The 25,476-nt window shown below is 69.0% G+C and carries 16 protein-coding genes; 6 read left to right on the top strand and 10 right to left on the bottom strand.

Translation table 11 applies throughout. The annotated features are described in order from the left end of the window. Positions 1–24: 24 nt before the first annotated feature. From V6D00_09380 to V6D00_09365, 4 genes are read right to left on the bottom strand one after another with little or no spacing between them, the layout of a single operon-like run. The gene (locus V6D00_09380) at positions 25–5,250 is read right to left on the bottom strand and encodes a diguanylate cyclase (protein ID HEY9899379.1); all 5,226 of its coding nucleotides are present in this window, start codon (positions 5,248–5,250) and stop codon (positions 25–27) included. 60 nt (positions 5,251–5,310) lie between these two features. Next, positions 5,311–6,621 (bottom strand): MlaD family protein, encoded by a 1,311-nt coding sequence (locus V6D00_09375; GenBank protein HEY9899378.1) that lies wholly within the window; start codon positions 6,619–6,621, stop codon positions 5,311–5,313. Next, the gene (locus V6D00_09370) at positions 6,618–7,400 is read right to left on the bottom strand and encodes an ABC transporter ATP-binding protein (protein HEY9899377.1); all 783 of its coding nucleotides are present in this window, start codon (positions 7,398–7,400) and stop codon (positions 6,618–6,620) included. Before V6D00_09370 ends, V6D00_09375 begins: the two co-directional genes overlap by 4 nt. Beyond that, a complete protein-coding gene (locus V6D00_09365) occupies positions 7,397–8,188 on the bottom strand; it encodes an ABC transporter permease (protein ID HEY9899376.1) in 792 nt (263 codons plus the stop codon). Before V6D00_09365 ends, V6D00_09370 begins: the two co-directional genes overlap by 4 nt. A gap of 182 nt (positions 8,189–8,370) precedes the next feature. Here V6D00_09365 and V6D00_09360 point away from each other — a divergent pair, with 182 nt between their 5' ends. Together V6D00_09360 and V6D00_09355 are read left to right on the top strand one after the other, a co-directional pair. Then, positions 8,371–9,579, top strand: coding sequence for a hypothetical protein (locus V6D00_09360; GenBank protein ID HEY9899375.1), 1,209 nt, complete (start codon positions 8,371–8,373; stop codon positions 9,577–9,579). Continuing rightward, positions 9,569–9,967, top strand: coding sequence for a hypothetical protein (locus V6D00_09355; GenBank protein ID HEY9899374.1), 399 nt, complete (start codon positions 9,569–9,571; stop codon positions 9,965–9,967). Before V6D00_09360 ends, V6D00_09355 begins: the two co-directional genes overlap by 11 nt. Positions 9,968–9,974: 7 nt before the next feature. Here the strand turns inward: V6D00_09355 and V6D00_09350 are convergent, their stop codons facing one another. From V6D00_09350 to V6D00_09325, 6 genes are all read right to left on the bottom strand, one after another. Then, positions 9,975–11,639, bottom strand: coding sequence for an ATP-binding protein (locus V6D00_09350; protein ID HEY9899373.1), 1,665 nt, complete (start codon positions 11,637–11,639; stop codon positions 9,975–9,977). 55 nt (positions 11,640–11,694) lie between these two features. Further along, the gene (gene tgt, locus V6D00_09345) at positions 11,695–12,855 is read right to left on the bottom strand and encodes a tRNA guanosine(34) transglycosylase Tgt (GenBank protein ID HEY9899372.1); all 1,161 of its coding nucleotides are present in this window, start codon (positions 12,853–12,855) and stop codon (positions 11,695–11,697) included. A gap of 175 nt (positions 12,856–13,030) precedes the next feature. Beyond that, positions 13,031–15,631, bottom strand: a complete 2,601-nt coding sequence (locus tag V6D00_09340; GenBank protein ID HEY9899371.1) for a phospholipid carrier-dependent glycosyltransferase — start codon at positions 15,629–15,631, stop codon at positions 13,031–13,033. Positions 15,632–15,744: 113 nt separating this feature from the next. Beyond that, on the bottom strand, positions 15,745–18,117 hold the full coding sequence (locus V6D00_09335; protein HEY9899370.1) for an IPT/TIG domain-containing protein: 2,373 nt from the start codon (positions 18,115–18,117) through the stop codon (positions 15,745–15,747). A 145-nt stretch (positions 18,118–18,262) separates the two neighbouring features. After that, complete coding sequence (gene rph / locus V6D00_09330; protein HEY9899369.1) at positions 18,263–18,994, bottom strand: ribonuclease PH; 732 nt, start codon at positions 18,992–18,994, stop codon at positions 18,263–18,265. An 83-nt stretch (positions 18,995–19,077) separates the two neighbouring features. Continuing rightward, positions 19,078–20,070, bottom strand: coding sequence for a DUF362 domain-containing protein (locus V6D00_09325; GenBank protein HEY9899368.1), 993 nt, complete (start codon positions 20,068–20,070; stop codon positions 19,078–19,080). A gap of 233 nt (positions 20,071–20,303) precedes the next feature. Between V6D00_09325 and V6D00_09320 the strand changes: the two genes are divergently transcribed. The 4 genes from V6D00_09320 to V6D00_09305 are packed head-to-tail and all read left to right on the top strand — an operon-like array spanning position 20,304 to position 25,435. Next, positions 20,304–20,981 carry a TetR/AcrR family transcriptional regulator gene (locus V6D00_09320; GenBank protein ID HEY9899367.1) on the top strand — a complete coding sequence of 226 codons (678 nt, stop codon included), beginning with the start codon at positions 20,304–20,306 and terminating at the stop codon, positions 20,979–20,981. Between the two features lie 3 nt (positions 20,982–20,984). Next, positions 20,985–22,181 carry a thiolase family protein gene (locus tag V6D00_09315; protein HEY9899366.1) on the top strand — a complete coding sequence of 399 codons (1,197 nt, stop codon included), beginning with the start codon at positions 20,985–20,987 and terminating at the stop codon, positions 22,179–22,181. Positions 22,182–22,194: 13 nt separating this feature from the next. Next, a complete protein-coding gene (locus V6D00_09310) occupies positions 22,195–24,243 on the top strand; it encodes an enoyl-CoA hydratase-related protein (GenBank protein ID HEY9899365.1) in 2,049 nt (682 codons plus the stop codon). A gap of 22 nt (positions 24,244–24,265) precedes the next feature. After that, positions 24,266–25,435, top strand: a complete 1,170-nt coding sequence (locus tag V6D00_09305; GenBank protein HEY9899364.1) for an acyl-CoA dehydrogenase family protein — start codon at positions 24,266–24,268, stop codon at positions 25,433–25,435. Positions 25,436–25,476: the final 41 nt, after the last annotated feature.

Here is a 25,476-nt window from a genome sequence, read left to right as displayed (position 1 = left end):
CATTATTGTTTCGTTAAGTGAGGCTCAGCGGTCCTCCTGGTCGATGACGCGGATCTGGTTGCGGCCCTTGACCTTGGCCACGTAGAGGCCGCGATCCGCCCGCTCGACCAGCTCGGCGATCCGCTCGTCCTCGAGCCGGATGGCGCTCACGCCCAGGGACACGGTGATCTGGCGCAGGGGATTGCCCTCGGGATCGCTCAGCGCGATCTCGGCGACCGAGCGCCGGATGCGCTCGGCGACGATCACCGCGCCCTCCAGGTCGGTGTCGGGCAAGGCGACGATGAACTCCTCGCCACCGTAGCGGGCGACCACGTCCGCCAGGCGCACGGCCAGGCCGATCACCTGGGCGACGCTCTGGATCACCTGGTCGCCGAGCGCATGGCCGTAGGTGTCGTTGAAGCTCTTGAAGTGGTCGATGTCCAGCATGATCACGCTCAGGTGCCGGCGGTGGCGCCGGGCCTGGGCGAAGTCGCGGTTGAGCTGGTCCTGGAAGAAGCGGCGGTTGTGGAGGCCGGTCAGGGGGTCGGTCGAGGCCCGCAGGTTGGCCTCCTCGTAGAGGGCGACCAGCTCCTCGAGCTCCTGGGCGCGGCGCGCCAGCTGGGTGTACAGGTGGGCGTTCTCGATGGCGACCGACGCGTGGTTGGCGATCGCCTCGAGGATCTCGAGGTCGTGGGCCCGAAAGGCGTTGACGATCGCCTGGGAATCCACGTAGAGCAGGCCGAGCACCGATTGCTTGGCGATGACCGGCACGCACATCACCGTCCGGAGCTCCAGGGCCATGATGCTCTCCTGGACCTGGAACTCCTCGTCCGAGAGGGCGTCGGCCACGCAGAGCGGATGGCCGCTCTCCAGCACCTTCTGGCAGATGGATCGGCTGATCGCCTCGTCCTCGGGGTCGAGCCGCGCGCCCAGGCGATCGAAGGCGGCCCGGCAGCTCAGCTGGTCCTGCTCCCAGAGCATGAAGAAGCCGCGCTCGGCGCCCGTCACCTCGAGGGTCAGCTTCACCACCAGCTCCAGGACCTCCGCGGTCACCAGGGTGGTCGAGATGGTCCGCGAGAGGTGGTTGAGCATCTCCAGCTTGCGGCTCTTGTCCTGCCACTCCTCGTGCAGGTTGGCGTTCTCGATGGCGGTGGCCGAGAGGGCGGCGAGGCTCGTCACCACCTCCAGGTCGTGGTCGCCGAACCCCCCCTTGTCGAGCGGGCGATCCATGTAGACGGCCCCCACCACCGCATTGCGGATCTTGAGCGGGACGCACAGGGCGGTCCGGGCCTCGGGCGCCTGCTCGAGCGAATCGAAGCGATCGTCGGCGCTCGCGTCCCTCAGGTAAAGGGGCTGCTCGCTGTTCAGCACCTCGTCGGCGATCGCCTGGCAGCGCAGCCAGTCGGCGCTCTGGGCGGACGGCTCGATGCCCCGCTTCTGGCAGATGGTGGGCTCGTGGTGCTTGAGCAGGAGCAAGAAGCCCCGCTCGGCCCCGCTGATCTCGAGGATCAGGCCCATGACCATCTCCTGGACCAGCTGCAGGTCGTGGATCTGGCTGATCTTGAGGGCGAAGTCGATCAGCTGCTCAAGGTGGCGATGCGAGTCCGCGAGCTCGGCGTGGCGCGCGGCCTCGTCCCTCGCGCTCTGGATCAGGTCCTGCATGTCGGCGCCGAGCCTGCCCAGGCGCTCCTCGAGCGAGGTGCCCGCTTGCTGACGCGCGGCCGCGCGCGGGACCCAGGGCGCATGCCAGGCCGCCTCGAAGGTGGCGCGCGCGTCGGCGTCGAGGGTGTCGTAGAGGCGCATGGCGCCGTTCTTGGCCATGCGCCTGAGGTCGTCGGCGCGCAGCGGATCGGCCTCGGCGAGCAGGCGCAGGACCCTGCCGTGAAGCAGGGGGCTTCCGATGCTCTCGGCCAGGTGCTGGGCCTTGCGCAGGTGCTCGCTGGCGAGGCTGCGGTGCTCCTGCACCAGCTGAAGCTCGCCCAGGAGGGCGTGGATCTGCGCAGAGAGGTAGCGAGCGCCGACCTCGTCGGCGTCCTGGAGGGCCTCGTGGGCGAGCTTCTGGGCGCCGGTGTAGTCGCGCTGCTGGGCGGTGAGCAGCGCCAGGGCCCAGCCGGCCTTGGCGAGGGTGCCGCGGGCGCGGGTCTCCTCTGCGGCCTTGCGGGCCTGCGCCAGGCACAGGCGGGCCGCCTCGCGCTCGCCCGTCAGGATCCGGGCGAGCCCCACCATGACTTGCAGGGGGGGGATGTTCTCGCGCATCCCGCCTTCCTCGGCCACGCCGAGGGCGGCATTCGCGTATTCGAGCGCCTCCGCGTGGCGACCGAGCTGAAGCAGGGCGTCGGCGCGGTAAGTGGCGATGGTGACTTCCAGGTAGCGATTGTTCATCTCGCGCGCGAGCGCAAGCCCCGCGTCCACCTCGGCCATCCCCTGCCCCGGCTGGCCCAGGTGGAGGCGCGAGATCCCCATGAGGGTCACGGCCATGCCCTCGGCGAAGCGGCTCTGGGTCTGGACGGCCCCCTCGCGCGCGAGCTCCGAGAGGCGCAGGGCCTCCTTGAGGTCGCCCATCTCGAAGGCCACGATGGCCAGGTTCAACAGGCCGAAGATGGCCTCGTCGCGCTGGCCCGTCTCCTCGTTGAGCACCTGGCACTGGAGGAAGCACTCGTTGGCCTCGGCGTACCGGCCGAGCGCGAGGTAGGCGTTGCCGAGCAGCATGGTGGTGTCGTTGAGGCCCATCTTGTCGCCGATGGCGTGCTTGATGAGCAGGCTCTCCTGGAGGTGGCCGAGCCCCTCCTCCTGTCGTTCGGGATCCGAGGCGAAGAGGTAGCCGAGGAAGGCCAGGCTCTCGGCCAGGTACAGGGGGAGCTGGGCCTCGCGGGAGGTCTCGAGGGCGAGGGTGTAGATGCGGACGCTCTCCTCCACGTCCCCGCCGAAGTAGCGAATCCGGCCGAGGGTGGTCAGGGCGCGCGCCCTCTCGCGATCGGCGCCGGCCGCCTCGGCGAGCTCGGCGCTCTCGGCGAGGGCCTCCATCGCGCGCGGGTAGTCGGCCATGGCCTGGCGGGCCTTGCCCAGGCCGTTGAGCAGCCGGGCCCTCAAAACCGGGTCGCCGCTCGCCGTCCCGAGCGCGAGGGCCTCCTCGAACCAGGCGCACGCCTGCTGGAAGTCGCCCAGGCGGCGGTCCACGTCGCCCAGGGCGCTCAGGTAGCGCAGGCGCAGCGCGGGGTCGGGCTCGGCCGCATCCAGGGCCGAAAGGCCGGCTGAAAGGTAGCGCCGGGCCTCGGCGTTGGCGAAGAGCTCGAGGTTGCGCTCGGCGGCGGCCACGGCGTAGGGGGCGGCGCCAGCGGGCGCGTCGCTTTCGAGCATGTGGTCGGCCACCGCGTTGAGCAGGGCCGCGTCCCTCGGCGAGGCCTCCAGCCCCGGCACCAGGGCCAGGGCGATGCGCCCGTGCAGGGCCTTTCGCTCGCGCTCGCCCATCGCGCCCACGACGAGCGACTGCAGCATTTGGTGGGTCACCGCGTAGCCCTCGGGGCCGAGCACGAGCACGCCCTCGCCCTCGAGCTCGCAGAGGGCCTGGTAGAGCTGCTCCTCGACCGGGAGCCCCTCGACGCGCTCCAAGAGGGCGAGAGGGGCGCGGAGCGCGAGCGCCACGGCCCGCGCGATCGCGATCGCCTCGGGGGCGAGGGCGTCCAGCTTCTGGGCGTTGATGCCCTGCAGGTCCTTCGGCAGGGCCGCGAGATCGAGCCCCCCCTCCAGGCGCCACGCGCCGCCGTCGCGCACCAGGAGGCCGGCCTCGACCAGGTGGTGTAGGAGGTCGGACAGGTGACGGGGATTGCCCCGGGTGAGGGTCAGCAGGGGCGCGAAGAGGTCGTCGGCGAGAGCGAGGCTGCCCAGCATGGAGGCCGCCATGGCGCGGGCCTCGGCCTCGTCCAGGTTGGAGAGGCGCATGGGCTCGAGCCAAGGGGCCTCGTGGCCGACGAGCACCATCCAGAACGCGAGGTCGTGCGCGTTGCGCTCCAGGTGCTCGATCAGCTCCAGCGAGGGGGCGTCGAGCCACTGGGCGTCGTCGACGATGAGCACCAGCCCCCGCGCGCGGGCGACGGCCGAGAGCACCTCCGTGACGGCGGCCTGGAGGCGCATCTTCTCCTGCTGGGGCTCCAGGGCCTCGGGCGGCTCGGCCCCCGCGAGCTCGGGCAGAAGGCGGGCGAGCACCGGCGCCTGGGCTTCGAGGATCGCGGGGCAGGCGGACCTGGCGAGCGGCATCAGGGCGCGCAGGGCCGTGACCAGGCTCTCGTAGGGGGCCGCGTGCTCCCGGCAGCGCACGAGCGCCGTGGCCCGCTCCTGGAGCTGGGCGATCAGGTTGAGCTCCTGGGCCAGGCGGCTCTTGCCGCTGCCCGGCTCGCCCAGCACGCTGAGCGCCGCGCCGGGCCCCGCGCCGAGGCGCTCGCCAAAGGCGCCGGTCTCGGCCTCGCGCCCGACGAAGCCCGCCGAGAGCAGCGGCATGGCCGCCTCCTCGGCGTCGAGGCCGAGGCGCGAGAGGACCTCGGCGGCCGACTGGCAGCGCTGCAGGGGATCCTTGGCCATCAGGCGCAGCACGAGCGCGGCGAGCTCCGGGTCGGGCCCGGGCGCCGGCGGCAAGGGGGCCTCCAGGTGGGCCCTGATCAGGGCGCGCGCCTCGGTCTCGGGGTAGGGGGGCTGCCCCGTGAGCAGGTGATAGGCCACGCAGCCCAGCGCGTACAGGTCCGCGCGGCGATCGACTGCGCCCCCGCGCGCGATCTCGGGGGCCATGTAGCGCAGGGTGCCCCGGATGGTGCCCCCCGCTCGCCCGGCGCGCTCCATGAGGCCGAAGTCCATCAGCTTCACGACGCCCGAGTCGGCCAGGCGGATGTTCTCGGGCTTGAGGTCGCCGTGGACGTAGCCCTGGGCGTGGATGTAGCCGAGGGCCTGGCACACGGCGACGAGCACCTCGCGCACCGCCGTACTCGTCATGGGCGAAAGCGCGTCGAGGCCCTTGCCCGGCACCACCTCCATGGTGAAGTAGGGGGTGCCGTCCTCCAGGGCGCCGTAGTCGTAGACCTCGACGGTGTTCGGATGCCGCAGCCGCGTCATGGTCCAGAACTCGTGCTTGAGCTGCTGGAGGGTGCCCGAGCCCCGCGAGCGCAACAGCTTGAGCGCCACCTCGCGGTCGTTGAGGGTGTCGTGGACCGACAGGACCTTGCCCATTCCCCCTTCCCCCAGGGCCGCGAGAACTTCGTAGCGGTTTGCGATGGCGTCGGGCATCGGGTACTCCACAGACAACGAGCGGGTCTTCTCCGGATTTAAACCCTGGCGAGCGAGGGATTAATCAAGCGGACGCCACTGGACCCCCACGTACAGCCGGTTGTCGCTCGGGTCCGAGAGATCCTTGAGCCAGGCGCCGGTCAGGCCGTAGCGATGCCCCCACCAGCCGGGGTAGTACACGCCCGAGAGGCGCAGGCCGGGGGTGACGGGGTTGAAGACCTCGCCGGTCAGGGCCATGTCCTTGGCGGGGGCCCAGTCGAGGCCCGCGCCGATCTTGCTGCGGATCATCCCCAGGTGGAAGCTCAGGCCGTCGCCGAGGAAGTTGGGCTTGCCCCAGTAGGCGTTCCAGAGGTTCTTCTCGCCGATCTCCTCGACGCCGAGCAAAAAGGAGTCCTGGGCCAGGTGAAGGCCCATGGTGAAGTTGCCGTTGACGTACGAGCGCTGTGCCTCCTGGACGCCCATCAGGTCGAAGCGCGGCGAGATGCCGGGCGGGTTGCTGGCGGCGTGGGCGGCCTTGGAGACGATGTCGCGCGAGGTGGTGACGATCTCGGTGACGTCGCGCTTGAGCTTGGGGTCATGCGAGAAGGACTCGACCTGCCCCGCCAGAGAATCGAGGCGCTCGGTGAGGCGCTTGAGACTGCCGAGGGCCGCGCGGGCGTCGGCGAGCTGGTCGCCTTCGCCGGCGAGGGTCTCGTAGCCCTTGCGGACCCCGCCGCTCAGCGCGCGCAGGTCGGCGACGATGGCACGCAGCTCGTCGGGGGGGAGCGAGCCTGCGATCGCGTCGGCGGTGCCCACCAAGCGGCGCGCGTCGACCGCGACCTGGTCGGTGTGGGCGATGAGGGCGTTGAGGCCCGCCATGGTGGCCTTGACCTGCGAGAGGCCGTCCTTGAGGGCCAGGCGCGTCTCGGGCGAGTCGGCCAGGTCGCGCAGCGATCGCAGGGCCTTGTTGGCCTGCTCGATCGCCACGTCGAGGCGGGCGGGGTTGGTACCGTAGACGGTGGCGTCGTGCGCGAGGGTGTCGGCGAGAAGGTCCTCGGGCGGGAAGATCTCGAGGGCCTTCTCGCCGATGATCCCCTTGCTGAGGATCTTGAAGTACGAGCCCGTGAAGATGCGGGTCTTGGGATCGGCGATCTCGGCGTCCACCACCACCAGCCGCTCCTCGGGCGAAAGGCCCGCGACCCGGCCGACCTTCACGCCCATCAAGAGGACGTTGGCGCCGGGCAACAGACCGTCCACGTCGTTGAAGACCACCTTGAGGTGGTAGCCCCTCGGGCGGAAGGAGGTCTGCGTCAGCCAGCTCAGGCCGACGACCAGAAGCAGGAGTGACAGGACGGTGAACGCACCCACCTTGGCGGGGGCCGTGAGCTTCAAGGGTGCCTCCTCTCGTCGGGGTGAGCCGGGGGCTCCCCGCTCAAGAACGACGCGATGACGGGGTCGGTGCTCTCGCGCATCTGGTCGGGGGTGCCGCTGCCGATCACGCGCCCCTGGTGGACCATGGTGATGCGGTCGGCGGTGCGGAAGATGGTCGAGAGCTGGTGCGTGACGACGATCGAGGTGGCCCGGGTCTCGCGGGAGATGCGGACGATCAGGTCCTCGATGACCGTCGAGGTGATGGGGTCGAGGCCGGTGGTCGGCTCGTCGTAAAGGATGAGCTGGGGATCGCGGGCGATGGCCCGCGCGATCGCGACCCGCTTCTGCATGCCGCCCGAAAGCTCGGACGGGTAGGCGTCGCCGGTGCCCGCCAGGCCGACCACCGCGAGCTTGGCGTCCGCGATCTCGCGGATCTCGGCCTCCGGCATGGCGGTGTGCTCGCGCAGCGAGAAGCCCACGTTCTCGGCGACCGTCATGCTGTCGAAGAGGGCGCCTGACTGGAACACCATCCCGACCCCGTGGCGAAAGCGGATCCAGCCGCGCTGATCCAGCCGCGTCAGGTCCTCGCCGTTGCAGTAGATGGCCCCCGAGTCCGGCGCGACCAGGCCGATGAGCATCCGCAGCAGGGTGCTCTTGCCGCACCCCGACGGCCCGATGACCACCGAGATCGCGCCCGGCTCGAAGTCGCATGAGGCCCCGGACAGGACGGTCTTGGCGCCGAAGCGCTTCTCGAGGGCGTCGGCCGAAAGGGCGAGCCCCTGCTCGAACGGGGGCGTCACTTGCCGGCCCCCGGGAAGAGCAGCGCCGAGAGGAAGTAGTTGGAGACGAAGATGGTGATCAGCGAGAGCACCACCGAGTCGGTGGTCGCCTTGCCCACGCCCCGGGCGCCCGCGGTGGTCGAAAGCCCCTGGTGGCAGCCGATGAGCCCCACCACCGCACCGAAGATCCCCGCCTTGACGAGCCCGCGCAGGACGTCGGAGCTCACCACCAAATCCTGCAGGCTGTTGACGAAGAGCTGGGGGGGGACGCCCTTGACGGCGACCGCCACCGCGTAGCCGCCCACGATGCTCACGGCGTCGCCGACGAGGGTGAGCAGCGGCAGCATCACGGCGCATGCGATCACGCGGGGCACCACCAGGTAGTAGATCGGGTCGCTGGCGAGCGCCGTCAGGGCGTCGATCTGCTCGGTCACCTTCATGGAACCCAGCTCGGCCGCGATCGCGGCCCCCACCCTTCCCGCGATCACCACGCCCGTCAGCGTCGGGATCAGCTCGCGGGTCAGGGCGATCGCCGAGACGCCGCCGATGACCGAGGTGGCGCCGAAGCGGATGAACTCGTTGGAGATCTGGAGGGTGAAGACCATGCCGATCGACAGGGCGGTGATCAGGGCGATGGGCAGACTCTCGACGCCGATGAAGGCCATCTGCGAAAAGGTGTTGCGGCCGTGGACGGCGCCCGTCGCGACCAGGCGCAGCACCCGGCCGGCCAGGAGGACGAAGCGACCCAGGGCTTCGAGCGAGCCGATCGTCCGTGTACCGATGCGTTCCAGGGCGCCAACGACCCGCATGCCATCTCCCAAATGCCCGCCTGAATCAATGGGCGGGCCGTCAGCATTTTATCACACGGCGCCCTCCTGGATCCTTGCGGCGCGATGAAGAAACGGGAAAGTGAAAAGGTAGCAAGGGTCGGGTATGGTGGAAGAGGGCATCGTCGTCATGCGTTCTCGCCCGCCTTGCAAAGGGATCCGCCGTGCGCCAAGTCTCCTCCGCTCATCCCCCGAGCGCCCTCCCGAGCGCTTCTTCGAGCGCTTCTTCGGCCCCCGCCCCCGCCCCCGCCCCCGGAAGGGAGCGGCCCGCGGCGGCGCAGACCCGGCCGCTGGACTGGACGGACAAGCTCGCCATCGGCAACCGCGAGGCGGCGATCGCCCTGCGGGACCAGGCCCATGAGGCCCTGAGCAACCCCCTCTCCCTGCTCAAGCGCCGGGTCGAGGGGCTGGTCGAGGGCATCGCCCACCCCCTCGACCCCGTCGAGACTGCCATGGACGCCGCCCGCCGCGACGCGCTTCACGGCGGCATCCAGCTGGTGCAGGCCGCGAGCGGTGCCGTCGCCGTGGGCAGTCTCGTCGCCGGGGTCGCGGCGGTGGTGGCCGCCCCCTTCACCGGCGGGGCATCGCTCGCCGCCTTGCCCGCCATCGGGGCGATCGCCGAGGGCGCGGGCCTGGTGGGCCTCGCGAGCACCGGCGCCTCGCTACTCGCGCACGAGGTCGGCATGGCGACCGCGGGCTCGCGCTCGGAGCTCTCCTCGCACGCCCACGGCGCGGCCAGGGCGCTTGGGAGCCTCGGGGAGGCCGCGCTCACCTACGGGGCGGGCCGCGTGGCCCGGGGCCTCAGCACCGGCGAGGTCACCTTCAAGTGGCTCGCGGACAACGACTCAACCAGGCTCTGGAGCAAGGATCTGGCCCCCCGGACGCGCGCGGCGCTCGACGCCTTCGAGCGCGGGGAGGTCGGATCCTCGGTGCGCGGCCTCGACCTGCGCAACCGAGCGCTTTCCGCCATCCACGACGACCTTCGCGCCCGGGGCTTCCAGGCGGAGATGGCCACCATCACCGACTTCAAGACCCGCCAGCCCGTCATTCACCCCGGGTCGGGCCAGCCGGTGCCCATGGAGATCTGGACCCACCCCGACGGCGGCATGGTCCGCATCAAGCCCATGGGCGACCCGACCAGCAAGTTCCGGCCCCAGCCCCACGCCAGCGCCTCGGTCAACTTCCCGCCCGGATCGAGCGCGAAGGACTTCAACAACGAGGCCTTCAAGCTGGACCACAAGGGCACCCCCTTGCCCAAGTGGGCCAAGGACGCAGCCGTTCCCTTCGGTGAGCAGACGATCGAGAGCAAGCGCTTCCTCGACGCCCTCGCCTCGCGCACCCACATCAACCTGCCGGTAGAGCATGCAAATTAGCTACACCCTCGCCCCCACGCTCACGCCCTTCGACCTCGAAGCGGTGGAAGCCCGCCTTTCGGCCCTGCCGGGCGCCTTCCCCCACCCCGATCCGAGCGACCGGACCTACGTGGTCACGGCGGGCCCCGAGATGAAGCGCTTCGTCGCCTCCGAGATCTCGGTGGACCCGTACGGCGCCCTGTACGGCCAGGGCCTGGTCACCCTCGACCCCTCGGGCATACGGGTCCACCAGGACGCGCCGCAGGCGGTGCTCGCTCAGCTCAGGGACTTCGTCACCTGGGTGCTCGCGACCTACCCGTGCTCCGTCTTCTCCGAGACGGGGGACGACTGGACCGCGCGCTACGCGCGCCACCCGCAGGCCCTGTTCGAGGAAGAGCCCGTCGCCTGAGGCTCGCCTACGAGGCGTCGAGGCTCGCCCGCGCGCCAGCCTCCTTCGGGCCGGTCGCGCCGGCTTCGCGCGGGAGAGCGAACCAGAAGGTGCTGCCCTGCTCGCTTTCGCTCACCACGCCGATGGTGCCGCCGTGGGCCTCCACCAGGGCCTTGGTGATCGGGAGGCCGAGCCCCGTCCCTCCGCGCCGGCGCGTGAGGCTGTTGTCGATCTGGAAAAACTTGTCGAAGACGTGCGGCAGGTCCTCGGGGGGGATCCCGATCCCCGTGTCCTGGACCTGGACGCGGACCTCGTGCTCGCCGAGGGTGAGCCCGAGCCTGATCCGGCCGCCCGGGGGCGTGAACTTGATGGCGTTGCCGATCAGGTTTAGAAGGATTTGCCCGACCCGCTTCGGATCGATCCGGATCGGCAGGGGATCGCCGAGCCCCACCTCCGTCAGGGTGACACCCGCCTCCTTGGCTTGCGGCTGGAAGCTCATGACGCTCTCCCGGATGACATGCGCCAGGTCGGCCTCCTCCAGCGCGAGCTTGAAGGTCCCCGACTCCACGCGGGCCACGTCCAGCAGGTCGTCGACCAGGTGCGCCAGTCGCCGGCTCCCCTGCTGGATCTGCTGGACGAAATGCGCTTGCTCGGCGCTCAGGTCACCGGCCAAGCGATCTTCGAGGAACTCGGCGAACCCCTGGATCGAGGTCAGCGGGGTACGCAGCTCGTGGGAGACGGCGTTGAGGAGGTTGCTCTTGAGCAGATCGAGCTCCTTGAGGCGCTCGTAGGCGGCGGCCAGCTCCTCGCCCGCCCTTTCCCGCTCGGCGAGCACGGCGGCGATGACCATGGTCGAGACGGCGGTGACGGCGACGAAGATCTCGAGGAACAGCAGCGCCCCTCGATCTTGCTGGGCGGCGAAGGGCCCGAGTCCCCTGAGGGTGCCCGCGATCGCGAGCAACCACAGCACCAGGTTGGAGAGGGTGACGCCGCGCTGCCCGAACCGGAACGCGGCGACCATGAGCACGGGAATCACCAGGTACACGACGGGTGACTGGCCGATCCACGGCGTCAGGACGCCCCCGAAGATGACCTGCGCCGCCCCCGCGAGCAGGGCGAGGAGCCCCACCAGCTCGACGCCCCTGCGCGGGAGCCAGGGCGCGCGATCGGGCGCGGTCCAGCTCAGTATCAAGGAGGCGACGACCAGCGCGCTGACCGCGTCCGAGACGAACCACCCCCCCATGACCGAAGCGGCGTTGCTCCACGCGAGTTCCCCTCCGACGATCCGGATGAGGCCACCGATCGCCACCCCCGCGGCCACGCTCGCGCCGCAGCCCAGAAAGGCGAACAGCAGGACGTTCCGGGTGGTGGCGAGGAGGCGATCGCGCCCGATGAAGCGGTACACCAGGGCGGTCCCGAGCAGGGGGATCAGGCAGTCGCTCACCCCGAGCCCCAGGGTGGGGATGGAGGGGATGTCGCGGACGGTCCCCTTGAGCAGGACGCCGAGGGCGATCCCCGGCCAGGCACGGTAGCCGAGGCGCAGGACCGCGGCCAGGGCGAAGCCCGCCGCGGGCCAGATGGCAGAGACGTTGTCCTGCACCAGGCCGAGCGCGAAGGTGAGCTGCGCGACGCCGTTGTAGGCGAGCGCCAGCAGGACCCACGTGAGCCATAACGGCAGGTTGCGCGGCCGCATCAGTCCTCCCCTTTCGAACACCCGAGCGCCCGGCGTCATTCTAGATCCGCGCGAATCAGGGCAGAAAGGCGGCTTGCTCGCTGTCGGCCTCGAGGCCCAGGAGCGGCCAGAACGAGGGGGTGACGAAGTGCCGGTGGCTGTGGGGGAAGGTGCCCGCAAGGATCGAGGCGCGGATCCCCTCCATCAGGCGGATCAGGTAGCGGATGTTGTGGATGCTCAGCAGGGTATGGGCCAGGTACTCCTGCGCGCGGACCAGGTGGTGGAGGTAGCGGCGCTCGAAGCCGTAGGAGCAGGTATAGCAGTCGCAGCCCGCCATCAGGACCTCGGGATCCTCGCGGAAAACGGCGTTCTTGATGGTCAGGCGCCCCTGGTCGGTGAAGAAGCTCGCGTGGCGCGCGAGCCGCGTCGGCAGCACGCAGTCGAACATGTCCACGCCGAGGGCCGCGCCCACCACCAGGTCCTCGGGCATGCCCACCCCCATCAGGTAGCGGGGCTTGTGAGCGGGCAGGAGGGTCGTGCTGTGCGCCAGCGCCGGGTACATCTTCTCCTTGGGCTCGCCCACCGAGAGCCCGCCGATGGCGTAGCCGGGGAAGTCCATGGGGACCAGGGCCTCGGCGCTGCGGGTGCGCAGGTCGTCGTAGACGTTGCCCTGGATGATGCCGAAGAGGGCCTGGTCCTTGGGGCGCTGGTGGGCCGCGAGGCACCGCTCGGCCCAGCGGGTGGTGCGATCGACCGCCTTGAGGGCGTCGGCGTGCGAGCTCATGCCGGGGACGCACTCGTCGAAGGCCATCATGATGTCGGCGCCGAGCGAGTTCTGGATCTCCATGGAGGTCTCGGGCGCGATGAAGTGCTTGGAGCCGTCCACCGGGTTGCGGAAGTGGACGCCCTGTTCGGTGATCTTGCGCAGGTCCGACAGCGAGAAGACCTGGAAGCCGCCGCTGTCGGTGAGCATGCTGCCGTTCCACCGCTCGAAGCGGTGCACGCCGCCGGCGCGCTCGATCAGCTTGTGACCGGGGCGCAGGTAGAGGTGGTAGGCGTTCGCCAGGATGATGCTCGCGCCGGTGTCCGCCACCTGGTGCGGGGTCAGGGCCTTGACCGTCGCCTGGGTGCCCACCGGCATGAAGACCGGGGTCCGGACCTTGCCGTGGGGGGTCGTGAGGGTGCCGGCGCGGGCGCGGCCGTGCTTGGCTTCAACCGAGAACTGAATGGCGCTCAATGAATCATCCTTGGGGCTAGCCTCCCCGCCCCCCGGTGGGGCGGGGGTGGGGGCGAGCGTCGAACAAAACTGTTCCGTCAAGCCGCCATGGCGGCCAAACTCAACAAATGCCTGGTTTTGTTAGATGCTCGGTGGGGGGACAAAATCAGGTTCCTTCAATAAATAGCCGCAGGCGCTAGATCCAGGTCCTGAACCAGATGTGCATCCGGTAGAACTGCTCCGGGATGGGAAGCCCCGACAGGAGCGGGTAGAAGAAGGCGAACAGGCCGACCACCAGAGCGAGGTAGGTCGAGGCGACGGGCTCCCAGTCCTCCTGCCGCCACAGCCGCTCCATGAAGTAGGCCATGGCGAGGATGGAGAAGGGGATGGTCTCGAACATGTAGTGCATGAAGACCAGGGGGCGCGGCTGGATGGCCCACATCAGGTACATGCCCAGGCCCATCGTGACGACGAACCACCCCATCCAGAGCTTCCTGCGCCATGCCACGTAGGCCATGGCCAGAAGCGCGGGGATGCTCGCCCACCACAGGGCGGGGTTGCCGATGGCGATGATGCCCGAGATCAGGCCGTTCTTCCAGTCATGGTAATAGTACCAGGTCGGGCGGACCATCAGGGGCCACTGCCACCAGGGCGACGAGTAGCTGTGGCTGGCGTTCAGGTTCGCATGGTAGCCCCACATGTTCTTCTGCATCTGGAGCACCTCGCCGAGCCCATGGCCCTGGGCCATGTAGGGGATGTAGCTCAGCAGGTAGACCGCCACCGGGATGGCGACGAAGTACCCGATGCACCGCAGGGCCAAGAGGCCGATCTCCTTGGGCTGCCGGCGCGGGGCCTCCCAGAACAGGACGTAGACGCCGATGAGCAGGCCCAACAGGCCCCAGGCGTACATGGTGGACCAGCGGGTGGCGAGCGCGGCGCCCAGAGCGAGCGCTGCGAGCGGCAGCATGCGCTCCTTGCGCGTTCGCATGAACTCCCAGGTGGCGAGCGTCGCGAGCAGGAGGAAGAAGACCACGTAGATGTTGGTCATCGCCACGCGCGACTGGACGAAGAAGACCCCGTCGCAGGCGAGCATCAGGGTCGCGATCCAGGCCGGGCGCCGCCGATCGAGCATGCGGCGCGCGAGCAGGTAGAAGACCCCGAGGGTCAGGGCGCCGACCAGGAGGCTCACGATGCGCCAGCCGAAGGCGTTCATGCCGAAGAGGGCCACCCCCACCGCGATCATGAGCTTGGCCAGGGGCGGGTGGGTCCACTCGTAGGGGCTGATCCCCTTGAGGTACTCCTCGGCGGTGCGGGCGTGGTAGACCTCGTCGAAGATCTGCTCGGCAGGCAATCCCAGGCGCCACAGCCCGAGGGCGAGGAAGGCCCCCATCAGGCCGAGCATCCACTGCCAGTCACGCCTGTCCCACGGCTCGGGGGCGCTCTCGGCCTCCATCTCGGAAGCGCCCTTGCCCAGAAGCGCCTGACGCAGCGAGGTGGTGGGGCGCCAGGCGGTCTCGTGGCGCCGGCCGAAGGTGTAGCCGACCAGGTCCCCGAAGGTCCACATGTTGACCAGCACCGCCCCCACGATGACGACGGTGCGCACCGGGGCGGGGACGGCGTAGAAGAGCTGCTGGTTGGTGTAGTAGACGTAGACGTAGAGGACGTTGAGGGTCGCCGTCGCCGTGAAGGCCCACATGTTGGGGATCAAGTGGCGATTGGCGCTCGCGGCGAGGGTCAGAAAGGCGATCGCCGGGAACATGTAGCGCTCGTGCATCCGGGTGGGGAAGAGGAAGAAGCCCAGGAGCAGGAGGCTGGAGGCGAGCATGAGCGGGGCGAGGCCCGCGTGGCGCTTGCGGTAGAGGTAGACGCCCATCCACGCCGAGAGGATGCCCACGAAGACGAGGCCCAGGGCCCGGTGGGTGAGGCCGAAGATGGTCCGGGAGTCGCTGTAACGATCGCCCCACATCAGCACCCCGTTGTCGAGGCTGGTCGGCGCCCAGATGTTGAAGGCGTTGATGGTGCTGCTGGTGTAGGTCCCTGCCGTCGCCATCATCTTCTCGAAGAGGAAGGCGAAGGGACCAACGACGGGCGCGCCGCCCGCGTGGAAGGGGAAGGTCAGCGCCCAGACCAGAGCGAAGCCCGCGAGGGCCGCGGCCGGCCACACCCACCACGCCCGGCGGAACCACTGGGAGAGGACGAAGAACGGCGCGAGGAAGAGGCCCTGGGGCTTGAGCATGACCCCGAGCACCGCGGTGGCCGCCGCGGTCACGAACCGGTTGCGCAAGAGCAGCCAAACGGCCGCGAGCATGGCGAGCGTCAGCACGCTGTCGATCTGGCCCCAGATCCCCGAGACGAAGAGCACCAGCGGGTTGAAGGCGTAGACCAGGGCGCCGTGGTAGGCGCTGCGGATCGTGACCCGGCCGCGCAGGATGAGGAAGATCACGTAGGCCGAGGCCACGTCCGCGAGGACCGCGGGCGCCTTGAGCAGGGCGGAAAGGCCCAGGCCCCGGCCGTAGTGGGCCCAGCTGGGGTCGAAGAGGTGGTAGAGGTGGCCGAGGCCCGACAGGACGTAGAGGTAGCCCGGCGGGTAGTCGCAGAAGTAGTCGGGGGCGTAGAAGTTCGGGACCCCCACCTCGACGAGCCGCCGGCTCCAGGCCATGAAGGTGTCCATGTCCACCCAGAAGGCCATCGGGAAGAGGATGAGCACCAGTCGCAGGGCCAAAGCGGCGCCAAGGCCCACCCACAGGCGCTTGCGATAAGTCTGGAGCAGCGTCGAGTTCGGGATTTCTGCAGACATGGAGGCCAGTTTAGAGGATTCGCCAAGCAGTGACAAGGATCGCGGGGCTCAGGGGTCAAGGGGGCCAAAAAAGCAGGCACCGCGAACGCGATGCCTGCCGAGGTGACGGCGGCTCAGAAGCCGACGGAACGGATGAGGTTGTTGTCGGTATCGGCGATGAAGAGGTTGCCCGCCTTGCCCACCGTCACGCCACGCGGGGAGGCCAGCCTGGCATTGATCGCAAGCCCGCCGTCGCCGTCGATGCCGTAGATGCCGTTTCCGGCCACGGTCGAGACGGCGCCGCCGAGGGCGACCTTGAGGATCCGGTTGTTTTCCGTATCGGCGACGTAGAGGTTGCCCTCGGCGTCCACCGCCACGCCCTCGGGGCTGTCCAGGGTGATGCGGGAGGCGACCTCGCCGCCGGAGTATCCGGCAACCCGGTAGTCGCTGAGGCCGTAGGAATAGCCGTTGCCGGCGACGGTCGAGATGGAGCCGCCGCTGAGTTTGCGGATGCGGTTGTTGTACGTATCGGCGATGTAGAGGTTGCCCGCGGCGTCCACCGCCAAACCCTGGGGATGGTTCAGCTGGGCGCTGGTGGCCGCGCCGTCCCCGGTGAAGCCGTACACGCCGGTGCCGGCGACGGTCGCGATGAAGCCGGTGGTGTGGTCGACCTTGCGGATGCGGTTGTTGTTCGTATCGGCGATGTAGAGGTCGCCCGCGGCGTCCGCCGCCACGCCCAGAGGAGCGTTCAGCTGGGCGCTGCCGGCCGCCGCGCCGTCTCCGGAGAAGCCGGAGACTCCGGTGCCGGCGAAGGTGTAGAGGGAGTTGGCGACCATGGGGATGCCGAAGTAGGTCCCGTCGGTCGCGGGCACCATGCGGATCCGGTTGTTGTTCGTATCGGCGATGTAGAGGTTGCCCGCGGCGTCCACCGCCACGCTCTGGGGCTGGTTCAACTGAGCGCTGGTGGCCACGCCGGAGTCCCCGGCTTCGCCGGGGACTCCGGTGCCGGCGACGGTCGTGAGGGTGCCGTCGATACCGAGCTTTCGGACGCGGTGGTTGTACCTATCGGCAATGTAGAGGTTGCCTTGCGCGTCCTCGGCGGTCGCTGCGGGCCCGGCAAGGTCCACGTTCAAGGCGCCTGCGGTCATGGCCTCGCCCGAGACATCGCCTGCCACGGTCGAGATCGTCTGAGCGACGGCGTCGAGCTTGCGGATGCGGAAGTTGTTCGTATCGGCGACGTAGAGGTTGCCCGCGGCGTCCACCACGACCCCCTTGGGATAGCTGAGCTGGGCGCTGGTGGCCGTGCCGCCATCCCCCGAGAAGCCGCCTTGACCGTTACCTGCGACGATCGAGAGGGTACCGTCGCTGAGCTTGCGGATGCGGTGGCTGTTCGTATCGGCGACGTAGAGGTTGCCCGCACCGTCCACCGTCACGCCCTGGGGATAGGCGAGCTGGGAGCCGACGGTCGAGATGGTGCCGTCGCTGACCTTGCGGATGCGGCTGTTGTTCGTATCGGCGATGTACAGGCTGCCCGAGGCGTCCACCGCCACGCCATGGGGATAGGCGAGCTGGGCGCCGACGGCTGCCGTGGCGTCTCCGGAGAAGCCGTAGCTGCCGGTGCCGGCGAAGGTCGTGATGATGCCGGTCGCGTGGTCGACCTTGCGGATGCGGTTGTTGTTCGTATCGGCGATGTATAGATCGCCCGTGGCGTCCACCGCCAGGCCCCGAGGCGCATACAGCTGGGCGCTGCCGGCCGGACCGCCGTCCCCCGAGAAGCCGCTTTGGCCGTTTCCTGCGACGGTCGAGATGACGCCGTTGCTGACCTTGCGGATGACGTGATTCCAGGTATCGGCGATGTAGAGGTTGCCCGAGGCATCCACCGCCAGGCCTTCGGGACTGTTCAGCTGGGCGACGGTGGCGGGAAAGCCGTCCCCGATGTAGCCCCAGGCGCCGGTGCCGGCGACGGTCGTGAGGGTGCCGGCCGGGTCGATCTTGTAGACGGCGCTTCGGCTCTGCTGCGTGACGTAGAGGTTACCGGCGGAGTCCATGGCCATGGCGCCGTAGGACGCGCGCCAATCGGCGGCCCTCACCCCCCCGGGCGCTCCTTGCGACCCGGCGACGGTCCGGATGCCCAGGCGAGCCGAGTAGCTGTCGGCGCTCGTGGCGGTCTTGCCGTTGACGGTCACGGTGATGGTGCCGTACGAGCCGCCCTCGGGGACGATGACGGTGAGGGTGGTGGCGGTGGCCGCGGTGACGAGGCCAGGGGTGCCGTTGAACAGGACGAGGTTGTTGGAGGCGATCGCTCCGTCGAAGCCGGTGCCCGTGACGGTGACGACCGTTCCGGCGGTCCCCTGGGTGGGGCTGAAGCTCGAGATGACGGGCGCCGCGACGGTGGTTGTGGTGCCGGTTGCAGTGGCGCCACCGGTCAGGGAGGCGGTCGGCGTCCCCGCGCAGCCGCCAAGGGCGAGAAGGGTGACGAGAGTCAAGCTAAGACTCAGCTTGCGCATGAAGAGGCTCCTATGCTGGTGCTGTGGAAGTCGCATCGCATCAGCATAGGACAAAAGGTAAGCAGGATACCGTGGATTATTTGGCGCTCTGGTTGGACGATTTATCGATCTTTCGAGCCCGGGGCATCGCTTCGGCGGGGCGGGCCTAGACCCCGACCGGCGTGCGGATCGCCTGGTGCTGGGCAGCGATCAGGTCCTTGATGCCCGCATCCGCCAGATCGAGCATGCGGTTGACCATCTGGCGATCGAAGGGCTCGCCCTCGGCCGTGCCCTGGATCTCGACGTAGTGGCCCGAGCCGGTGGCGACCACGTTCATGTCGGTCTCGGCGCGCGAGTCCTCCAGGTAGCACAGGTCGAGGACTGCCTCGCCGTCCACGATGCCGACGCTGATGGCCGCGAGAGGGTCCAGGCGGGGCATGCGCTCGATCTTGCCCTGGGAAACCAGGCTCGAGAAGGCGTCGTGAAGGGCGATCCAGGCACCGGTGATGGCGGCGGTCCGGGTGCCGCCATCCGCCTGGATCACGTCGCAGTCGAGGGTGATCTGGCGCTCGCCGAAGCCGTACAGGTCGCACACCCCGCGCAAGCTGCGGCCGATGAGGCGCTGGATCTCGTGGGTGCGCCCGCCCACCTTGCCGATGCTCGACTCGCGCGACGAGCGGGTGTGCGTGGCGCGGGGCAGCATCGAATACTCGGCCGTCACCCAGCCCTTGCCCGTTCCCTTCAGGAAGGGGGGGACGCGATCCTCGACGCTGGCGGTGCAGAGGACCTTGGTGTCACCGAAGCCGATGAGCACCGAGCCCTCGGCGTGCTTGGTGAAGCCGCGCTGGATCGTGAGGGGGCGGAGCTGGTCGGGCTGACGGCCGTCGGGGCGGGGCATCTGAGACCTCCTGAAGGATGGGGAGAGCGTCTAAGGGACCGCCTGATCTTAGCAGCCAGACGGGGCACTTTGCACCATGGGGCTCAGATGATCAGCAGCTCGTAGTCGCGCGAGCCCAGCCCGTCGCGCGCGACCAGCTCCAGGAGGTGGTCCCAGTCGGCGGCCGGCGCGAGGCTGCGGATCTTGTCCGGGGTGCCGAGATCCTGCAGGCAGGTGCCGGGCAGGCCGGTCTGCATGTTCAGGAAGTCCGCGGTGGCCTGGTCGAGCCCGACCGGGTCGCGCGAGACGAGGATCCCCACGTCGGGGATGACCGCCGCGTCGCTCCATCCCGCCCCGTCCGGATCGGGGGTGAGGTCCATCAGGACGTTGCAGTAGAGGATCTTGCCGGCCTTGGCGCGGTGGACGGCGCCGAACGCCTCGGCGATCCGCGCGGCCAAAAGGTCGGGCGGAAGGACGGCGGCCTCGGCCTCGACCTCCCGGCTGGGGGAGTCGCCGCCCGCGAGCACCAGGGCCGGGCTCGGCGCGGCGCAGAGGGCGAGCTTGCCCTCGCGGGTCAGGGCGCCGAGGCCCAGGTGGTAGAGGGCGCCCACGAAGCCGACCTCGGGGTGAAAGGTGACGTGGTTGGCGACGATGAGGGCCTCGGCCTCGTCGATGGCCCCTGCGATCGAAACCGTCCCCAGGTGTTTCCCGCCGGTCGGGTACGCGGTGCCTTGGCGGCCGTCCACCCCGTCGGCGATGAGCACCGGGGCCCCGAGGGTCGGGTAGTTGAACCCGTGCGCGCTCGCCACCTCCAGGTGACCCACCGCCTCGGTGCGCCGGGGCGAGTACCGCGCGTTGGAGTCGGTGACGAAGGGACGGGCGTCGGCCTGGCGGACCTTCTTGATGAGCCGCCGCAGGATCTCGGGGCGGATGTGGGTGGTGTTGCCCGGCTCCCCGAAGTGGGTCTTGATCGCGACGCGATCGCCGGGGGTGACGACCTGGGCGAGCCCCGCGGCGTCGAGGAGCTGCTCGATCTTGTCCATGAGGCCGCCGCCGCCGGTCGCGCGGCGCTGGGCGAAGTAGACTTCTGCGGTCATCGGGGCTCCTTTGTGCGGCGTTGCGGGCGAGAAGGGGGAGAAGAGCGCGTGCCGGCCTTGTCATAATAAATCATAACAAACAATCGTGTCCCATGTGAAGCCATCGTGAGGGTTTTCGCCGGCCTGGCCCTCTTCTGGACGCTTCGCCCGGGTGAGAATGAACACCGTCTTGACAGCCTTCGCGCCATTCCTATAATGGTTAGTGATTACTCACTAACGACTGAGGGAGGCCCATGGCCGCTGACACCCGCGAACGCTTGACGGCAGAAGAGCGCCGGGCGCAGATCCTGCGCTGCGCCACCGCGGTCTTCGCGCGCTCCAACTACCGGGTCGCGGGCATGGCCGAGATCGCCAAGGAAGCCGGCATCTCCGAGCCGACGGTCTACAAGCACTTCGCGAGCAAGAAGCAGCTCTTCCTCACCATCCTTGACCGGGTCGGCGACAGCACCCTGCGCCACTGGAAGGAGCTGGCCTCGGACGCGGCCGATCCCCTCGCCCTCCTGCGCCGGATCGGCACCAGCCAGTACGAGATCGTCCTCAAGCGGCCCGACACCCTCAAGATCCAGTTCCAGGCCCTCTCCGAGGTCGAGGACGACGAGATCCGCGAGGCCCTGCGCCGGCACTTCGCCTCCTACGCCGACTTCCTGATGACGGTCCTCGACGCGGGGCGGCGCTCGGGCGTGCTCGCGGCCGACCTGGACGTGACGGCCGCCGCCTGGCAGCTCATCTCGGTGGGCTTCACCCTCAACCTCGCCTCGCTCTTGGGCTTCGAGGAGGAGTTCAGCCGGGAGCGGATGCAGCTGATGGGGGACCGGATGGTCCTCGCCTTCGGAAGCGGCCAACAAGCCGCGCCCTTCGATCCCGGGAGCGAAGGCGCTCCCGGTTCTCGCACGCACAGAAAGGGTTCCTAGCTCATGAAACAAGTCGTCTTGGTGGACGGGATCCGCACGCCCTTCGGCAACTTCGGCGGGGCACTCAAGGACCTCAACGCGCCCGAGCTGGGTCGCATCGTGCTCGCGGAGCTGCTCAAGCGCAACCCGCAGGCGATCGAGGCGATCGACCAGGTGATCATGGGCTCGTGCGGCCAGGGCTCCGAGGCGCCCAACCTCGCCCGCGTCGTGGCCCTCAAGGCCGGCATCCCCCTCGAAAAGCCCGCCTACACCGTCCACCGCAACTGCGGCTCGGGCATGCAGGCGATCATCAACGGCTACCAGGAGATCCAGGCGGGCGACGCCGAGGTCCTGGTGGTGGGCGGCATCGAGTCCATGAGCTCGTACCCCTACATCAGCCGCGACATGCGCTTCGGCAAGCGCATCCGCCACGCCGAGATGATCGACTCCATGTGGGAAGGCCTCACCGACCCGGTCTGCAACCTCCTGATGGGCCAGACCGCCGAGAACCTGGTCGAAGAGTTCGGCCTCACCCGCGAGGAGCAGGACCAGTTCGCCGTCAACTCCCACAAGAAGGCCTTCCGGGCCGCCCGCTCCGGCAACTTCGCCGAGGAGATCATGACGGTCAACGTGCCCAAGAAGGCCGGCGGCAAGGACGTCGCCCCCGAGCCCGTCTCGATCGACGAGGGCCCCAACCCCGCCCTCAGCCTCCAGATGCTCTCCATGTACCCGACCATCTTCAAGAAGGGCGGCTCCGTCACCCCCGGCAACGCCTGCGGCACCAACGACGGCGCGGTCGGCCTGCTAATGATGACCGAGGAGAAGGCCCAGGCCCTCGGCTACCAGCCCATGGCCATCGTCCGCTCCTACGTCAACGTCGGCCTCGAGCCCGAGCGCATGGGCATGGGCCCGGCCTACGCCATCCCCAAGGCCCTGGCCAAGGCCGGGCTGACCCTCGACCAGATGGACGTGATCGAGGTCAACGAGGCCTTCGCCGCCCAGGTCCTCTCGGTCGCCAAGAAGCTCGAGCTGGACATGGACAAGCTCAACCCCAACGGCGGCGCGATCGCCCTCGGCCACCCGGTCGGCGCCTCGGGCGCGCGCCTGGCCCTGACGCTCAGCCGTGAGCTTGCTCGCCGCGGCGCCAGGTACGGCGTCGCCAGCCTCTGCATCGGCGGCGGCCAGGGCATCGCCATGGTCCTCGAGAATCCCAACGCTTAGCAAGGAGAGTCAGATGGCAGTCGAATCCCAATCCAAGTCCGCCCTGAACGCCAAGCCGCTCCCCATCTTCAAGGTGGGCGTCGTCGGCGGCGGGGCCATGGGCGGAGGCATCGCCCAGGTCGTCTCCAACGCGGGCCTGCCGGTCATCATCAAGGACATCAGCCAGGACGCGGTGGACAAGGGCCTCGCGGCCGCCCGCAAGGTCTACGAGGGCCGCGTCAAGAAGGGCAAGATGTCCGCCTCCGAGATGGAGCAGAAGATGGCCCTCGTCTCGGGCACGACCACCTGGGACGGCTTCGATGACGTGGATCTCGTCATCGAGGCGGTCACCGAGAAGATGGACGTCAAGAAGGCCGTCTTCGCCGAGCTGGACAAGGTCACCCCCAAGCACGCGATCCTCGCCTCCAACACCTCGGCCCTCTCGGTCACCGAGCTGGGAAGCGTCACCTCGCGGCCGGCCAAGGTCGCGGGCCTGCACTTCTTCAACCCTGCCCCGGTCATGAAGCTGGTCGAGGTCATCGCGGGCAAAGAGAGCTCCGACGAGACCATGGCGACGCTGCTCTCCTTCTGCAAGGACATCCGCAAGCACCCGGTCCTGGTCAAGGACGGCGCGGGCTTTCTGGTCAACCGCCTCTTGCTCGCGAGCTTCAACGAGGCCGTGACCGCCCTCCAGGAGGGGGCCGCCACCGCCGAGCAGATCGACATGGTCGTGCCGAGCAAGGGCTTCCCCATGGGCCCCTTCACCCTGGCCGACATGCTGGGCGTCGAGGTCTGCAACGAGGTCGTCCACACCCTGCACGACGCCTTCGGTTCGCGCTTCCAGCCCACCGAGCTGCTCGACTGGATGGTCGCCGAGGGCCGCTGGGGCCAGAAGAAGGGCGCCGGCTTCTACTCGTACAACGACGAGGCCGTGAACCCCGTCCCCGGCAAGATCGCCGAGATCATCGCGAAACAGGGCAAGGCCAAGGTGCCCTTCGAGGTCGACCGCTTCGTCCTGCCGATGATCAACGAGGCCGCCATCCTGATCGCGGACGGCGTCGCAGCGGCCGAGGACGTGGATCCCGCCATGCAGATGGGCACCGGCATGGGCCGCGGCCCCCTGATGCTCGCCGACATGATGGGCCTCGACACCGTGCTCGAGCGCCTCAAGTTCTACCAGGCGGAGCTGGGCGATCGCTTCAAGCCCGCGCCCCTGATCGAGCAGATGGTCGCCGAGGGCAAGCTCGGCGCCAAGTCCGGCCAGGGCTTCCACGCCCACGAGGCCGCCGAGGAGGGCAAGAAGACCCGCACCTTCGTCAAGGTGCAGCAGGACGAGGCCGTGGCCCTGGTCACCCTCGACAACCCTCCGGCCAACGCCCTCAACTCGGCCGTCATCTTCGAGCTCAGCGAGGTTCTCCTGGAGCTCGAGGCCGACAACGCGGTCAAGGCGATCGTGCTGACGGGCGCCGGCCAGATGGCCTTCGTCGCGGGCGCCGACATCAAGGAGATCGCCGAGATCAAGAGCGGCGCCGACGCCAAGCAGATGGTGGCGGCGGCCAACGAGGTCTTCAACCGGATCGAGGCCCTCAAGAAGCCCGTGATCGTCGCGATCAACGGCTTCTGCCTGGGCGGCGGCTGCGAGCTGGCGATGGCCTGCCACATCCGCATCGCCTCGGACAAGGCGCGCTTCGGCCAGCCCGAGATCAACCTGGGCATCATCCCGGGCTTCGGCGGCTCCCAGCGCCTGCCCCGCATCATCGGCTACGGCAACGCCACCGAGTGGCTCCTGACCGGCGACATGTACACGGCCCAGCAGGCCCTGCGCGTGGGCCTGGTCCAGAAGGTCGTGCCCGCGGGCGACGAGGTCGCCCAGGCCATGACCCTGGCCAAGAAGATCGCCACCAAGGGGCGCCTCTCCATCCAGTACATGATGGAGGCCCTCCACGGCGGGCACGGCAAGCCCATCAAGGAGGCCATCAAGATCGAGAACGAGAAGTTCGGCGCGGTCTGCGAGACCGAGGACAAGCAGATCGGCGTGAAGGCCTTCATCACCAAGACCCAGCCCAAGTTCGTGGATCGCTAAGGCGACTAGAGGAGATTAAGCGATGGATTTCAATTTCACCGAAGAACAGCAGATGCTCCGCCAGATGGCCAAGGAGTTCGCCGATCGCGAGATCCGGCCCCTCGCCGACAAGCACGACAAGGAAGAGCACATCGGCCGCGACATCATCATGAAGATGGCGGAGCAGGGCTTCCTCGGCTCCAACATCCCCGAGGAGTACGGCGGCTCCAGCCTGGGTGACGTGGGCAACGCCATCCTCGCCGAGGAGATCGGCCGCGTCGACTCCAGCCTGGGCGTCACCATGGGCGCCCACGGCGGCATCGGCACCTACGGCCTGGTCATCGACGGCACCGAGGAGCAGAAGCGGAAGTACCTGCCCAAGCTCGCCTCGGGCGAGATGATCGCCTGCTTCGCCCTGACCGAGCCGGGCGCCGGCTCCGACGCCGCGGCCATCAAGACCCGCGCGGTGCGCGACGGCGACGACTGGGTGATCAACGGCCAGAAGATGTGGATCACCAACGGCGGCACCGCCGATCTGATGACGGTCTTCGCCGTGACGGATCCGGCCCTCGGCGCCCACGGCGGCGTGACGGCGTTCCTCGTCGAGCGCGCCTTCGGCGGGATCGAGAACGGCCCCAAGGAGAAGAAGATGGGCATCCGGGGCTCGGACACCCGCGAGATCTTCTTCAAGGACGTCCGCGTCCCCAAGGAGAACGTGCTGGGCCAGGTGGGCCTCGGCTTCGTGACCGCCATGAAGATCCTGGACAAGGGCCGCCTGAGCCTCGGCGCCGCCTGCCTGGGCTCCGCCAAGGAAGCCTTCGACCTGTCCATGAAGCACGCGACCACCCGCATCCAGTTCGGCAAGCCCATCGCCTCGAACCAGGCCATCCAGTTCTACCTCGCCGAGATGGCCACCCGCATCTTCGCGATGGAGCAGATGGTGTACTACACCGCCTGGCAGTCGGAGCAGGGCAACAAGATCACCCTGCCCGGCTCGATGGTCAAGCTGTTCTGCACCGAGAACGCGACCTGGATCATCAACAAGGCCGTGCAGATCCACGGCGGCATGGGCTACTCGGGCGAGTACCCCATCGAGCGCCTGTTCCGCGATGCGCGCATCTGCGAGATCTTCGAGGGCACCAACGAGATCCAGAAGGTCGTCATCGCCAAGGACATCCTCAAGCAGTACTCTAAGGAGGCCGCGCGCGTCTAGGCGTTATTCCCCCGCCCCACCGGGTGGGGCGGGGAGCTGGC

Origin of the sequence: Pantanalinema sp., from assembly GCA_036704125.1 — a bacterium.
Classification (GTDB): domain Bacteria; phylum Cyanobacteriota; class Sericytochromatia; order S15B-MN24; family UBA4093; genus JAGIBK01.
This window is presented reverse-complemented; position numbering and strand designations above follow the sequence as displayed.